Raw genomic sequence first — 15028 nt, forward strand, 5'->3', positions numbered from 1 at the left:
TCCTCCGCAAGTCTGACGCCTTCGCGGGCAAGCCTCGCTCCTACAGGAATTGCGTCGTGCGCACATTTTGCGAACGACGCGGCACCGTAGGAGCGAGGCTTGCCCGCGAAGCTGTTCAGCGGCTCAAATACATCCGAGTCGTTAGGAGATAAACCGGCAACCCCGACACTACAATCAACAGCGCCGCATAAGGCGCCGCCGCCGCAAATTCCACATTCGCGGTATGCGCCCAGACTTCCGTCGCCAGGGTATTCAGCCCGGTCGGACTCAGCAACAGCGTCGCCGTCAGCTCCTTCATCGCATCCAGAAACACTAATGCAAACGCGGCCCCCAAGGCAGGGAAGATAATCGGCAGCGTCACCCGACAAAACGCGCTGAAGGACGACGCCCCCAGCGTGCGTGCGGCCTCTTCCAGTTGCGGTGCCGCCTTGTTCAGCGCGGTGCGAATCGGTGCTTGTGCCAGTGGCAGAAACAACAGCGCATATGCAATCAGCAACAGCGCCGAGGTCTGATACAGCACCGGCACATAATGCAGGGCGAAATACACCAGAGTCAGTGCAATCACCAATCCTGGCAATGCATGCAGCAGATACGGCAGGCGCTCGGCCCAGATTGCCAGTCGGCCTTTATGGCGCACCACCAATAATCCCACCGGTACCGCCAGCACCAGGCACAGCGCCGCACCACCGAGAGACAGCGCCAGAGACGACAACAACGCCTCGCTGATCGCGGCGACCGGGAACGCCGCCGACGAACCCACCATCAGCCAGTACGCCAGCATCCCCAGCGGAATGCCGCTGCCGATGATCGCGAGCAGCAGGCAGCAAACCTGTCCGACAGTCGTCCATGGCCCCAGGCGAACCTGTTGCGCCTGCCTCGCCGCGCCCTGGCCGGTGCGCACATGTCGGCCCTTGCCACGCACGCGTACCTCCAGCCATAGCAGCACCAGACACAGCGCCAACAGCACCGCCGAGAGCATCGCTGCGTTAGCGTTGCTGAATTCCAGCTCGAACTGTTGGTAGATCGCTGTCGTGAAAGTCTGCAGCCCGATGATCGACAGCGCGCCGAACTCCACCAGCATGTGCAGCGCAATCAGCAGCGAACCGGCCAGCAGCGACGGCCAAAGCAGGGGCAGGGTGATTTTGAAGAACACGCCCCAGCGATTCTGCCCCAGGGTCCGTGCGGACTCCTCCAGGGACGGATCGAGATTGCGCAGGGTTGCCGCCACCGGCAGAAAAATCAGCGGGTACTTGGACAGGGTCATCACCAGAATCGCGCCGCCTAGCCCTTCGAAGTGAGCGCTCAGGGAGACCCAGGTGAAGCTGCTGACAAATGCCGGCACTGCGAACGGCAGGCACAGGATCACGCCCCATAGCCGTCGCCCCGGCAGAGTGCTGCGTTCCAGCAACCAGGCGAGCGACAAGCCAATCACGCCGCAGGCCAGCGTGACGCCCACCATCAGCGCCAGCGTATTACGCAGCAGGCCAAGCACGTAAGGTCGCCACAACAGATGCAGCGCCTCGGCCAAGCCTGCTTGCCAGGTCTTGAGGCCGACATAAGCCAGTGGCAACAGGCTGAGCACCACCAGCAGCAAAACCGGCAGCAACAACCAGATCGACGGCCGCTTGCGCCGTGGCACGTAGCCCCCACGCAAGGCGGGGGCAGATAACGATGCGCTCATCAGTTCAGGCCAACGTCACGTTCCAGGTCCAGGGCTTCTTCGGCGTTGCCGAGATCGGCGGGCGTGACGTTCGGTGCTTGCAGTTCGCTGAACGGCTTGAGGCCGCGATCCGATTCCATGCCTTTGTGCAGCGGGTATTCGGCGGTGGTCTGGGTGATCACGCGCTGACCTTCTTCGCTGGCCATGTAGGCGAGGAATTGCTGGGCTTCTTCTGGATGTTTGCTGGATTTCAGTACGGCGGCGCTGGAAACAGTGATCAACCCACCGACGTCGCCGCCGGTAAAGTAATGCAGTTTCGAATCGAGCTGGCCTTTTTCACGCTGCAAGGCGAACCAGTAGTAATTGTTCACCAGTACGGTGGCGACTTCGCCGTTTTCCACAGCCTTCAGCGCGACCATGTTGTTGCTGTAGGTCTTGCCGAAAGCGCGCAGGCCAGTGAGCCATTCTTCGGCGGCGTCCATGCCGTGGACTTTAATGATCGCCACGGCCTGTTCCTGGAATGCGCCGCTGGTGGGTACGAAGCCGACCTTGCCTTGCCATTTCGGATCGGAAAATTCCATCACCGATTTGGGCAGGTCTTTTTCATCGATCAACTTGGGGTTGAACGCAACCACGCGGACTCGCGCAGTGATACCGATCCAGGTGCCGTTGCTGGCAACGTAGTCCTTGGGCAGGACTTCAAGGGTGGCGGCATCGGTTTTCGCCAGCAGGCCTTGTTCGCCGAGTTTGTTCAGTGGTGGGGATTCTTCGGTGTAGATCACGTCGGCGGGGGAGCGATCGCCTTCTTCGACAATCTGGCTGGCGAGCTGGTTGCTGCTGCCCTTGCGCACATTGACGTGAATCCCAGTCTTGGCTTCGAAGGCTTTGGCGACGGCGTCGCCGACTTCCTTGTGTTGGCCGTTATAGAGTGTCAGGGAAGCCGGGTCGGCGGCTTGGGTGAGGGGAGTGGCGAGTGTCAGGCCGAGGAGGGTGATGGTCAGGCCGCGGCGCAGGGTATTTCGAAACATCATTCGCAGGGTTCCTCACTGTCGCATTGCAAAAACTTGTAACAATGATAAACGATATTGTTTCTCATATGCGTCTTGCGGGTCTGAGGAGTGTTTGCTAGAGGGGCGGGGGCGAGTTTTGTGGCGAGGGAGCTTGCTCCCGCTCGGCTGCGAAGCAGTCGTAAACCCTGAGAGTGCGGTGTAACTGTTGGAATGATGAGGAGCGCTTCGCACTCCAGCGGGAGCAAGCTCCCTCGCCACAGGGAGGTATTGGCTTGGGGTTTTTGAAAGCCAGAAACGCAAAAACCCGCTTTCGCGGGTTTCTGTGAAATTCAAGATCGTGACCTTGAATTTGAATTGGTGCCCAGAAGAAGACTCGAACTTCCACGACCTTGCGGTCACCAGCACCTGAAGCTGGCGTGTCTACCAATTTCACCATCTGGGCATAATCGCAAGCGTTGCCGCTGTTGATGTGGCGCACTATACGGAGAGCATTTTGATCTGTAAACCCCTGATTTAATTTTAATAAACCGGAAGCCTGAAATGCAAAAACCCGCTTTCGCGGGTTTTTGTGTGAGCCTTGAAATTGTTCTAATCTCAAGCTCGAAATTGGTGCCCAGAAGAAGACTCGAACTTCCACGACCTTGCGGTCACCAGCACCTGAAGCTGGCGTGTCTACCAATTTCACCATCTGGGCAGTATCGGCAGCGCGTGTGCGTCGTCGATGGCGCGCACTATACGGAGCGTCTTTTTAACTGTAAACCCCCGACATCGAAAAAACCTGGAAAATTTCTCCAGTGGTATTCAAATCAGCTTTGCGATGTCGATAAAGGGCTTTAGATGGGCTGTCATAGCCTGAAATTTCCCGTTTCATTACGCCTATGCCAAACTAACCCGCATATAGACAAGGTGAAAACTCTCTAATGGCCGATTGGCAGTCCCTCGATCCCGAGGCCGCTCGTGAAGCGGAAAAATATGAAAACCCTATTCCTAGCCGCGAACTGATCCTTCAGCACCTTGCTGATCGAGGTTCGCCTGCTAACCGCGAGCAGCTGGTCGAAGAGTTTGGTCTGATCACAGAAGACCAGATCGAAGCCCTGCGTCGCCGCCTGCGCGCCATGGAGCGCGACGCTCAACTCATCTATACCCGTCGTGGCACTTATGCGCCGGTGGACAAGCTCGACCTGATCCTGGGCCGCATCAGCGGTCACCGTGACGGCTTCGGCTTCCTGGTACCGGACGACGGCAGTGACGACCTGTTCATGAGCCCGGGGCAAATGCGCCTGGTGTTCGATGGTGACCGTGCCCTGGCTCGTGTTTCCGGTCTCGACCGTCGCGGTCGCCGCGAAGGCATGATCGTCGAAGTGGTGTCCCGCGCTCACGAGACCATCGTCGGTCGTTACTTCGAAGAGGGCGGTATCGGTTTCGTCGTCGCGGACAATCCGAAGATCCAGCAAGAAGTGCTGGTGACTCCGGGCCGTAACGCCAATGCCCAGATCGGTCAATTCGTCGAAGTGAAGATCACTCACTGGCCGACGCCACGCTTCCAGCCGCAAGGCGACGTGGTCGAAGTCGTGGGTAACTACATGGCGCCGGGCATGGAAATCGATGTCGCCCTGCGCACCTACGATATCCCTCACGTCTGGCCTGAAGCGGTGCTCAAGGAAGCCGCCAAGCTCAAGCCGGAGGTCGAAGAGAAAGACAAAGAGAAGCGCATCGACCTGCGCCATCTGCCGTTCGTGACCATCGACGGTGAAGATGCGCGCGACTTCGATGACGCGGTCTACTGCGAAGCCAAACCGGGCAAGCTGCGCCTGTTCTCCGGTGGCTGGAAGTTGTACGTGGCGATCGCCGACGTTTCCAGCTACGTGAAAATCGGTTCGGCGCTGGATAACGAATCCCAGGTTCGTGGCAACTCGGTGTACTTCCCCGAGCGCGTCGTGCCAATGCTGCCTGAGCAGCTGTCCAACGGCCTGTGCTCGCTGAACCCGCACGTCGATCGCCTGGCCATGGTCTGCGAGATGACCATCTCCAAATCCGGCGAAATGACCGACTACTGCTTCTACGAAGCGGTGATTCACTCCCACGCCCGCCTGACCTATAACAAGGTCAGTGCCATGCTGGAGACGCCGAAAGCTACCGAAGCGCGTCAGCTCCGTGGTGAGTACACCGACGTCCTGCCGCACCTCAAGCAGCTGTATGCGCTGTACAAGGTTTTGCTGGCGGCCCGTCACGTGCGTGGCGCGATTGATTTCGAAACGCAGGAAACCCGGATCATCTTCGGCTCCGAGCGCAAAATCGCCGAAATCCGTCCGACCGTTCGCAACGACGCCCACAAGCTGATCGAGGAATGCATGCTGGCGGCCAACGTGGCCACTGCAGAGTTCCTGAAGAAGCACGAAATCCCTGCGCTGTATCGCGTTCACGACGGCCCGCCACCGGAGCGTCTGGAAAAACTGCGCGCCTTCCTTGGCGAGCTCGGCCTGTCCCTGCACAAAGGCAAGGATGGTCCGTCGCCGAAGGATTACCAGGCTTTGCTGGCAGGCATCAAGGACCGTCCGGATTTCCACCTGATCCAGACCGTCATGCTGCGTTCGTTGAGCCAAGCGGTGTACAGCGCTGATAACCAGGGCCACTTCGGCCTGAATTACGAAGCCTATACCCACTTCACTTCGCCGATTCGCCGCTACCCGGACTTGCTCACGCACCGGGCGATTCGCAGCGTCATCCATTCGAAAATGGACACCCCGCACGTTCGCCGTGCTGGCGCGATGACCATTCCGAAAGCGCGCATTTATCCGTACGACGAAGCGATCCTGGAGCAGCTCGGCGAGCAGTGCTCGATGAGCGAGCGCCGTGCCGACGAAGCGACCCGCGACGTAGTGAACTGGCTCAAGTGCGAGTTCATGAAAGACCGCGTGGGCGAATCGTTCCCGGGTGTGATCACCGCCGTGACCGGTTTCGGCCTGTTCGTCGAACTGACCGATATTTACGTCGAGGGCCTGGTGCACGTCACCGCGCTGCCGGGTGATTACTACCACTTCGATCCTGTACACCACCGCCTCGCCGGTGAGCGTACCGGTCGCAGCTTCCGCCTTGGCGACACCGTTGAAGTGCGCGTCATGCGCGTCGACCTCGACGAGCGCAAGATCGACTTCGAGATGGCTGAAAAAACCATCAGCGCGCCAATCGGCCGCAAGAAGCGAGGGGCTGAGACTACTGCCCCTGCTGCCAAAACCGCCGCAGAACCGGCACCGGCGAAAACCGGCCGTCGTCCTGCCAAGGAAAAGGCTGTCGAAGCCTATCGCCCGAGCGATGCCGCGGCAAAAAATGCCGAGTTGCGCAAAAGTCGTGAACTGAAACAGGCGTTGTTGTCTGAAGCGAAAAGCGGCGGTAAAGCGGCGTCTGGGGGAAAGACCGGGCGGTCGGCGCCTGACAAGGCCTCCGGCGGCAAGCCAGCAAAGCCGAGCAAACACCGTAAAGGCCCGCCAAAAGCGGGTTCCGCTCCAGCCGCCAGAAGCGGCGGGGCGCGTAAACCTAAGGCCAAGTCATGAGTCAGTTGGAAAAGATCTATGGCGTGCACGCTGTAGAAGCGTTGCTGCGTCACCACCCAAAACGCGTCAAGCAGATCTGGCTGGCTGAAGGCCGCAGTGATCCGCGGGTTCAGGCGCTGATCGAGTTGGCGAACGAAAATCGCGTGGCCGTCGGCAACGCCGAGCGTCGTGAGCTGGATGCCTGGGTTGAAGGCGTGCACCAGGGCGTGGTGGCGGAGGTGAGTCCGAGCCAGGTCTGGGGCGAAGCGATGCTCGATGAGTTGCTCGATCGCACCGAAGGCGCACCGTTGCTGCTGGTGCTCGACGGTGTGACCGATCCGCACAACCTCGGCGCTTGCCTGCGTTCGGCCGATGCGGCCGGCGCGCTGGCGGTGATCGTGCCGAAGGACAAGTCAGCCACGCTGACCCCGACGGTGCGTAAAGTGGCCTGCGGTGCGGCGGAAGTGATTCCGTTGGTGGCCGTGACCAACCTGGCGCGCACCCTGGAAAAACTCAAGCAGCGTGGCTTGTGGGTTGTCGGTACGGCGGGCGAGGCTGAACAGAGTCTGTATCAGCAAGACATGACCGGCCCGACCATCCTGATCATGGGTGCTGAAGGCAGCGGCATGCGTCGCCTGACCCGCGATCTTTGCGATTACCTGGTGCACCTGCCGATGGCTGGTAGTGTCAGCAGTCTCAACGTTTCCGTGGCGACTGGAGTGTGCCTGTTCGAGGCCCTGCGTCAACGTGGTGCCAAGGCCAAGGCTTCTGCCAAGAAGTCCTGATTCAGCGGTAAACCCCTCCTGTGGGGGCTAGCCTGCTAGCGATGGCGGAGTAACATTCAGCATCAATATTGAATGTTGTTTCCTCATCGCTAGCAGGCTAGCTCCCACAGTGGTTTGTGTTTTGGGCAAATAATTGTGGTTGTTCAAATAATCACCAATTGCCTTGCGCCTCTCTTGTCCCTTCTCTACAATTGCGCCCCTTGCTGTGACGGCAGGCACGCATGTGTCTATCGCAAGCAAGTCCATAAGTGTCATTCACTCCTTGTCTGACCGCTTTTGAGCGGCAGGCTACAACCCGTAAGGAGCATTCATGCGTCATTACGAAATCATCTTTTTGGTCCACCCGGATCAAAGCGAGCAAGTCGGCGGCATGGTTGAGCGTTACACCAAGCTGATCGAAGAAGACGGCGGCAAAATCCACCGTCTGGAAGATTGGGGCCGTCGTCAACTGGCCTACGCAATCAACAATGTTCACAAGGCTCACTACGTGATGCTGAACGTTGAGTGCACTGGCAAGGCCCTGGCCGAGCTGGAAGACAACTTCCGCTACAACGATGCAGTGATCCGTAACCTGGTCATCCGTCGCGAAGAAGCCGTCACCGGCCAATCCGAGATGCTCAAGGCTGAAGAAAACCGCAGTGAGCGCCGTGAGCGTCGCGACCGTCCTGAGCACTCCGACGCCGAAGGCGTTGATGGTGATGACAGCGACGCCAGCGATAACGCTGACGAGTAATCCACGGACCTTTTGAGGAGCCTATTACATGGCACGTTTCTTCCGTCGTCGTAAATTCTGCCGCTTCACCGCTGAAGACGTGAAAGAGATCGATTACAAAGATCTCAACACTCTGAAAGCTTACGTATCCGAGACCGGCAAAATCGTTCCAAGCCGCATCACCGGTACCAAAGCTCGTTATCAGCGTCAGCTGGCCACCGCTATCAAGCGCGCCCGCTTCCTGGCCCTGCTGGCCTACACCGACAGCCACGGCCGCTGAGACCGGGCAGTCGACACGTAGCAAAGGATTGAATGCATGCGCGCCTTAGCTGAGTTCATCATGCGCGGCCGTATGCAGGCCACTCTGGTAGTGGCCGGATGCGCAACATTGCCGTTGTTGTATTGGTTGGGTGCTGCCGCCGGATGCCTTGTGCTCCTGCGGCGCGGATTGAAGGACGCCTTGGGCGTTCTTGCTCTGGGACTGCTGCCGGCGTTGATCTGGTGGCTTTACTCCGACGACCCACGGGCACTTCTGGTGCTGCTGGGGTCTTCGAGCCTTGCGTTGGTTTTGCGCGCAAGCGAGTCCTGGAACCGCGTGCTGCTGGTCAGCATAGCGATGGGGTTGGTGTTTTCAGTGGTGCTGGGGGCGGCTTTTGCGCCCCAGATCGAGATGCTGGCGCAGGCTTTGATAAAAGTCATGCCGTCGCTACTCGGTGATGTCTACCAGCAATTGTCGGTAGACGAGCAAGCGCGTTTCGCGTCCCTGATTGCACCGGTCCTGACCGGCCTGATTGCGGCCTTGTTGCAAATCGTCAGTGTGCTGAGCCTGATTGTCGGGCGCTACTGGCAGGCGTTGTTGTACAACCCGGGTGGTTTTGGTCGCGAGTTTCGCGCCATCCGAATCCCGCTTTTACCGGCGATGTTGCTGCTGGTGTTGATGCTTCTGGGGCCTAACTTAGGCTCGCAGATGGCCATGTTGACACCGTTGTGCAGCGTACCGCTGGTGTTCGCCGGGCTGGCCCTGATTCACGGGCTGGTGGCGCAAAAGCGACTGGCCAAATTCTGGCTGGTGGGGTTGTACGTCACGCTGTTGCTGTTCATGCAACTGATCTATCCGTTGCTGGTGGTCTTGGCCATCGTCGACAGCCTGATTGATTTTCGCGGTCGTTCGGCACCGAAAGATGCCGATAACGCGAACGGTGAAGGTTAAAAGTTAAGAGGATTTTCACATGCAACTGATCCTTCTGGAAAAAGTCACCAACCTGGGCAACCTGGGTGACAAAGTGAACGTTAAGGCTGGTTACGGTCGTAACTACCTGCTGCCTTACGGCAAAGCTACCGCTGCGACCGCTGCCAACCTGGCTGCGTTCGAAGAGCGTCGCGCTGAGCTGGAAAAAGCCGCAGCAGACCGTAAAACTTCGGCTGAAAGCCGTGCCGCCCAACTGGCTGAGCTGGAAGTGACTATCACTGCCACCGCTGGTGACGAAGGCAAGCTGTTCGGTTCGATCGGCACCCACGACATCGCTGATGCACTGACCGCCTCTGGCGTTGAAGTTGCAAAAAGCGAAGTTCGTCTGCCGAACGGCACCATCCGCAACGTAGGCGAATTCGACGTAGCCGTGCACCTGCACGCCGAAGTTGAAGCCACCGTACGCGTTGTCGTGGTAGCAGCTTAAGCAGCACTTGTCGGCTGGCACCCTCGGGTGCTTGCCGGTAACATCGGGCACGATCCTGTTTACAGGTCGTGCCCTTTGTCTTTCTGCGGTTCCTGATTTTCTACAAACTAATTCCAAGTGGCCATGAACGATATTTCCGCTCCCGAGCAATACGATCTGCAAACCGCTGCCCTGAAGGTGCCGCCGCATTCCATCGAGGCCGAACAGGCCGTGCTCGGTGGTCTGATGCTGGACAACAACGCCTGGGAACGTGTGCTGGATCAAGTCTCCGACGGCGATTTCTATCGGCATGACCACCGCCTGATCTTCCGTGCGATCGCCAAGCTGGCCGATCAGAACTCCCCGATCGACGTCGTGACCCTTGCCGAGCAATTGGACAAGGAAGGTCAGACGTCCCAGGTCGGTGGTCTCGGCTACCTGGGTGAGCTGGCGAAAAACACGCCGTCTGTCGCCAACATCAAGGCCTATGCCCAGATCGTTCGTGCGCGGGCGACCTTACGGCAACTGATCGGCATCGCCACCGAAATTGCCGACAGCGCTTTCAACCCGGAAGGCCGCACGGCTGAAGAGATTCTCGACGAAGCTGAGCGGCAAATCTTCCAGATCGCCGAGGCCCGGCCAAAAACCGGCGGCCCGGTGAGCGTGAATGACCTGCTGACCAAGGCTATCGACCGCATCGATACCTTGTTCAACACCGACAACGCCATCACCGGCCTGTCCACCGGTTACACCGACCTCGACGAGAAGACCAGCGGCTTGCAGCCTTCCGACCTGATCATCGTCGCCGGCCGTCCGTCCATGGGTAAAACCACCTTCGCGATGAACCTGGTGGAAAACGCCGTGTTGCGCAGCGACAAGTGCGTACTGGTTTACTCGCTGGAGATGCCGGGCGAATCGCTGATCATGCGTATGCTGTCGTCCCTTGGGCGTATCGACCAGACCAAGGTCCGGGCCGGTCGCCTGGACGATGACGATTGGCCGCGCCTGACCTCGGCGGTCAACCTGCTGAACGATCGCAAGCTGTTCATCGACGACACGGCCGGTATCAGCCCGTCGGAGATGCGTGCGCGGACCCGGCGTCTGGTGCGTGAACACGGCGACATCGCCCTGATCATGATCGACTACCTGCAGTTGATGCAGATTCCAGGTTCCGGCGGCGACAACCGGACCAACGAGATTTCCGAGATCTCCCGTTCCTTGAAAGCCCTCGCCAAGGAATTCAACTGCCCGGTGGTGGCGCTGTCCCAGCTCAACCGCTCCCTGGAACAACGACCGAACAAACGCCCGATCAACTCCGACCTCCGGGAATCCGGAGCGATCGAGCAGGATGCTGACGTGATCATGTTCGTGTACCGGGATGAGGTCTATCACCCGGAAACCGAGCATAAAGGCATCGCCGAGATCATCATCGGCAAGCAGCGGAACGGCCCGATCGGCACGTCACGACTGGCGTTCATCGGCAAGTACACCCGCTTCGAAAACCTGGCGCCGGGCAGCTACAATTTCGACGACGAGTAAGTTGTGTAGTGCCTGACAGGGCCTCTTTGCGGGCAAGCCTCGCTCCTACAGGTTTTGTGTTGGATCACGATTGCACGAACGACACATGACCTGTAGGAGCGAGGCTTGCCCGCGAAGGGGGCGACACTAATTTCCGACCATAGCCGTCGGAATTGGTCAAATTTTGTGCTATATTCCGCGCCCGCGAAATTCAATGAAAGCCAACACCGGTTATCGACATGCAAGCAGCCAAGCCGTTATTTGACTATCCCAAGTACTGGGCCGAATGTTTCGGGCCAGCGCCATTCCTGCCGATGAGCAGGGAGGAGATGGATCAGCTTGGCTGGGATTCCTGCGACATCATCATCGTCACCGGTGATGCCTACGTCGACCACCCGTCTTTCGGCATGGCAATCATTGGCCGGCTGCTGGAGTCCCAGGGCTTCCGCGTCGGGATCATTGCCCAGCCTAACTGGCAGTCCAAAGACGACTTCATGAAGCTCGGCGAGCCGAACCTGTTCTTCGGTGTCGCGGCCGGCAACATGGACTCGATGATCAACCGCTACACCGCCGACAAGAAAATCCGTTCCGACGACGCCTACACCCCCGGTGGCCTGGCGGGCAAACGTCCGGATCGCGCGAGCCTGGTTTACAGCCAGCGCTGCAAGGAAGCCTACAAGCACGTGCCGATCGTGCTCGGTGGCATCGAAGCCTCCCTGCGCCGCATTGCCCACTACGATTACTGGCAGGACCGGGTGCGCAACTCGATCCTGATCGACGCTTGCGCCGATATCCTGCTCTACGGCAACGCCGAGCGTGCGATCGTCGAAGTCGCCCAGCGTCTGTCGTTCGGTCACAAGATCGAAGACATCACCGATGTGCGTGGCACCGCGTTCATTCGTCGTGACACGCCAAAAGACTGGTTCGAGATCGACTCCACGCGCATTGACCGTCCGGGCAAGGTCGACAAGATCATCAACCCGTACGTGAACACCCAAGACACCCAGGCTTGTGCTATCGAGCAGGAAAAGGGGCCGGTTGAAGACCCGAACGAAGCGAAGGTCGTGCAATTGCTGCCGAACCCGCGCCTTACCCGCGAGAAAACGGTCATCCGTTTGCCGTCGATGGAAAAAGTCCGTGGCGACTCGGTGCTCTACGCCCACGCCAACCGCGTGCTTCACCTGGAAACCAACCCAGGCAACGCCCGTGCGCTGGTGCAGAAGCATGGCGAAGTGGACGTCTGGTTCAACCCGCCTCCGATTCCCATGACCACCGAAGAAATGGACTACGTCTTCGGCATGCCTTACGCACGGGTTCCGCACCCGGCGTACGGCAAGGAAAAGATTCCTGCCTACGACATGATCCGCTTCTCGGTGAATATCATGCGCGGCTGCTTCGGCGGCTGTACGTTCTGCTCGATCACCGAGCACGAAGGCCGGATCATCCAGAACCGTTCCGAAGAGTCGATCATTCGCGAAATCGAAGAGATCCGTGACAAGGTGCCAGGCTTCACCGGGGTGATTTCCGACCTCGGCGGCCCGACCGCGAACATGTACCGCATCGCCTGCAAGAGCCCGGTCATCGAATCCGCGTGCCGCAAGCCGTCCTGCGTGTTCCCGGGCATCTGTGAAAACCTCAACACCGATCACTCGTCGCTGATCCAGCTCTATCGCAGCGCCCGTGCCTTGCCGGGTGTGAAGAAAATCCTGATCGCGTCCGGCCTGCGTTACGACCTCGCGGTCGAGTCGCCGGAATACGTCAAGGAACTGGTGACTCACCACGTCGGTGGTTACCTGAAGATCGCCCCGGAACACACCGAGGAAGGTCCGCTCAACCAGATGATGAAACCGGGCATCGGCAGCTATGACAAGTTCAAGCGCATGTTCGAGAAGTACACCAAGGAAGCCGGGAAAGAACAGTACCTGATTCCGTACTTCATCGCCGCTCACCCGGGCACCACCGACGAAGACATGATGAACCTGGCCCTGTGGCTCAAGGGCAACGGTTTCCGTGCCGACCAGGTGCAGGCGTTCTACCCGTCGCCGATGGCCACCGCCACCGCGATGTACCACTCGGGCAAGAACCCTCTGCGCAAAGTCACTTACAAGAGTGACGGCGTGACCATCGTCAAGAGCGAAGAACAGCGTCGCCTGCACAAGGCGTTCTTGCGTTATCACGACCCCAAAGGCTGGCCGATGCTGCGCGAAGCGCTGACCCGCATGGGCCGCGCCGACCTGATCGGGCCGGGCAAGAACCAGTTGATCCCGCTGCATCAACCGGCGACCGACAGCTACCAGAGCGCCCGTCGCAAGAACTCGACGCCGGCCGGTAGCCATAAAGTGTCCGGGGAAAAGACCACCAAGATCCTGACCCAGCACACCGGCCTGCCACCGCGTGCCAGCGATGGCGGTAACCCGTGGGACAAGCGTGAACAGGCCAAGGCGGCGGCATTCGCCCGCAACCAACAAGCGGCCAAGGAACGCAAGGACGCGGCCAAAGGCAAGGGACCCAAACCGGCCCGCAAGCCAGTCGTGCCGCGTTAATCTCCGCGCCAAATCGCAAAACGCCAGCCTCAGTGCTGGCGTTTTGTTTTCTAGCGAGTGTGCGGCCTGTTTGCTAAGGTGACGCGCACTTCAATGGCTGCCCGGAAACTGATTTCCCTATACGACGCCAAACCCTGTGGGAGCCGGGCTCGCTCGCGATGATGGCGGCACAGGCAATAAAGATCTCCCCCCGATCTTCAAGGACGATTCACATGAGCAACCCCTTACCGGGCATCGGCATGGATTACAGCCCTTCTCAGTTCATGGCCCGTCAACGGATCGAAAGCCAGATCAACCTGCCACGCCTGTTCGCCGCCATCGACGCCGACCCCGGAATCGTCGGTGCGGGCGTGGTGTACATCGACGCCGAGTTCAACGTAGTGACCCTGCGCGAGTTCAAGCCGATTTGCAGTATCAAGCCCAAGCGAATCATTTTGCGCGAGGCGCAGAAGTACATTGCACCGGCTCAATTCGCTGATCAGGTGCAGAGCAATCCGCGGGAATCGCGATTGGTAGCAGAGGCAGTGAATACCACACTGTCGTGCGCCGGTGCGGTGATCAGTTGGGCTGTCATTGCCAGCGGAACGATCCTGGTTCCGTTCAGCGCGGGTGCGAGTTCGGTCGTTGTAGCTATTGCTTATACCGCCGCCGGTGCAAGCAGTCTTCAGTGCCTCAATGGCATCACACGAACCACCCTTGAAGTGGCCAAACCTGAAGTGAACGATTGGCTGGACAGCGAGGCGTGGTACCAGAATGCATCTATCGGGTTGGATGCCGCTTCACTGGTGGGTGTTGGGGCATCTGCTCTGACCACCATCAAACTGGTCAGGGTCGCCAAAGCTACTACTGGGAAAAGCCTGCGCGATGTACTTCGTGGGCTGAACAGGCAGGAACGGGCGAAGCTGACCAAGGAACTTCTGAGCATCAATGATCCAAGGTTGACATCGAAAATGTTGAAATTGAAGCAATTGGCGGGAGAACTGCCTAAGCGCTTCACGCCAACTCAACTCAAGCACGGCACGGTTACCCAGATCAAAGATTCATTAGGGGCTGCTATCGGCCTTACTGGAAGTGCGTTGTCAGGCAATGTCAAAACTGTTGCGATCGGCCTGTATGAGGAGATCGACGAGTGAGCGAACAACTAACACTCAAGGCATTTTTCAGACGTTACTTTCTGGCATTTCTTGGCGGGATTTTTGCCGCCTACTTTTCACTCGCCTTTGCAGTTGCACTGTCGTTCGTCACCTATTTCCAGAATGCGCCACTTGCTGACAGCGGGTTGTACATTTTTCTGGCAGGCGCAGCACTGACGCTGCTGGTTGTTCATAGCAATTTCATGATTGTGCGTGGAAGGCCGTGGTGGGTGTGGGTGGTGGTCGGGGTTTTGGTGGCATGCCTGCTGTTCGTATTGCCGATGATCTATTACGCCCCCCCCAGAGCCATTTATGTGTTGGCCTTGCTGTCCCCTTTACTGGGGCTGCTTTTTCTCAATAGCAACGGACAACGAGAAATGCGAAGCAAGCTGGTGGATATTCGCCATGAGCGAGAGCGCATGAAACAGAGCTTCAAGGCATCGCGCCGCCGTTAAGTCGACTCGCCCATCGATCCGCCACAT

The 15028-nt window shown here is 58.8% G+C and carries 12 protein-coding genes and 2 tRNA genes; 10 read left to right on the top strand and 4 right to left on the bottom strand.

Going from position 1 to position 15028, the window contains the following annotated elements; genetic code table 11:
* Positions 1-115: 115 nt before the first annotated feature.
* The 4 genes from PMI18_RS11260 to PMI18_RS11245 form a co-directional block, all read right to left on the bottom strand.
* Positions 116-1681: an ABC transporter permease gene (locus PMI18_RS11260; RefSeq protein ID WP_007902669.1), complete on the bottom strand. Its 1566-nt coding sequence runs from the start codon at positions 1679-1681 to the stop codon at positions 116-118.
* Positions 1681-2691, bottom strand: a complete 1011-nt coding sequence (locus tag PMI18_RS11255; protein WP_007902675.1) for an iron ABC transporter substrate-binding protein — start codon at positions 2689-2691, stop codon at positions 1681-1683. Before PMI18_RS11255 ends, PMI18_RS11260 begins: the two co-directional genes overlap by 1 nt.
* A 334-nt stretch (positions 2692-3025) precedes the next feature.
* A tRNA-Leu gene (locus PMI18_RS11250) sits at positions 3026-3112 on the bottom strand.
* Between the two features lie 165 nt (positions 3113-3277).
* A tRNA-Leu gene (locus tag PMI18_RS11245) sits at positions 3278-3364 on the bottom strand.
* Positions 3365-3590: 226 nt separating this feature from the next.
* On the opposite strand from PMI18_RS11245, the gene rnr reads away from it, so the two are divergent.
* From rnr to PMI18_RS11195, 10 genes are all read left to right on the top strand, one after another.
* Positions 3591-6221, top strand: coding sequence for a ribonuclease R (gene rnr / locus PMI18_RS11240; protein WP_007902676.1), 2631 nt, complete (start codon positions 3591-3593; stop codon positions 6219-6221).
* The gene (gene rlmB / locus PMI18_RS11235; RefSeq protein WP_007902677.1) at positions 6218-6985 is read left to right on the top strand and encodes a 23S rRNA (guanosine(2251)-2'-O)-methyltransferase RlmB; all 768 of its coding nucleotides are present in this window, start codon (positions 6218-6220) and stop codon (positions 6983-6985) included. The genes rnr and rlmB overlap by 4 nt, the downstream gene beginning before the upstream one ends.
* A gap of 310 nt (positions 6986-7295) precedes the next feature.
* A complete protein-coding gene (gene rpsF, locus PMI18_RS11230) occupies positions 7296-7718 on the top strand; it encodes a 30S ribosomal protein S6 (RefSeq protein ID WP_007902678.1) in 423 nt (140 codons plus the stop codon).
* 28 nt (positions 7719-7746) lie between these two features.
* Positions 7747-7977, top strand: coding sequence for a 30S ribosomal protein S18 (gene rpsR, locus PMI18_RS11225; protein WP_002551829.1), 231 nt, complete (start codon positions 7747-7749; stop codon positions 7975-7977).
* 36 nt (positions 7978-8013) lie between these two features.
* A complete protein-coding gene (locus PMI18_RS11220) occupies positions 8014-8907 on the top strand; it encodes a hypothetical protein (RefSeq protein WP_007902692.1) in 894 nt (297 codons plus the stop codon).
* 19 nt (positions 8908-8926) lie between these two features.
* Entirely contained in the window at positions 8927-9373 is a 447-nt protein-coding gene (gene rplI / locus PMI18_RS11215) for a 50S ribosomal protein L9 (RefSeq protein WP_003197251.1), read from the top strand.
* A 123-nt stretch (positions 9374-9496) separates the two neighbouring features.
* Positions 9497-10891: a replicative DNA helicase gene (dnaB, locus tag PMI18_RS11210; protein WP_007902695.1), complete on the top strand. Its 1395-nt coding sequence runs from the start codon at positions 9497-9499 to the stop codon at positions 10889-10891.
* Between the two features lie 218 nt (positions 10892-11109).
* Positions 11110-13413, top strand: coding sequence for a YgiQ family radical SAM protein (locus tag PMI18_RS11205; protein ID WP_007902696.1), 2304 nt, complete (start codon positions 11110-11112; stop codon positions 13411-13413).
* A 212-nt stretch (positions 13414-13625) separates the two neighbouring features.
* Positions 13626-14546 (top strand): hypothetical protein, encoded by a 921-nt coding sequence (locus tag PMI18_RS11200; protein WP_007902697.1) that lies wholly within the window; start codon positions 13626-13628, stop codon positions 14544-14546.
* Complete coding sequence (locus PMI18_RS11195) at positions 14543-15001, top strand: hypothetical protein (RefSeq protein ID WP_007902698.1); 459 nt, start codon at positions 14543-14545, stop codon at positions 14999-15001. The genes PMI18_RS11200 and PMI18_RS11195 overlap by 4 nt, the downstream gene beginning before the upstream one ends.
* Positions 15002-15028 lie beyond the last annotated feature (27 nt).

The organism is Pseudomonas sp. GM102, from assembly GCF_000282555.1.
Classification (GTDB): domain Bacteria; phylum Pseudomonadota; class Gammaproteobacteria; order Pseudomonadales; family Pseudomonadaceae; genus Aquipseudomonas.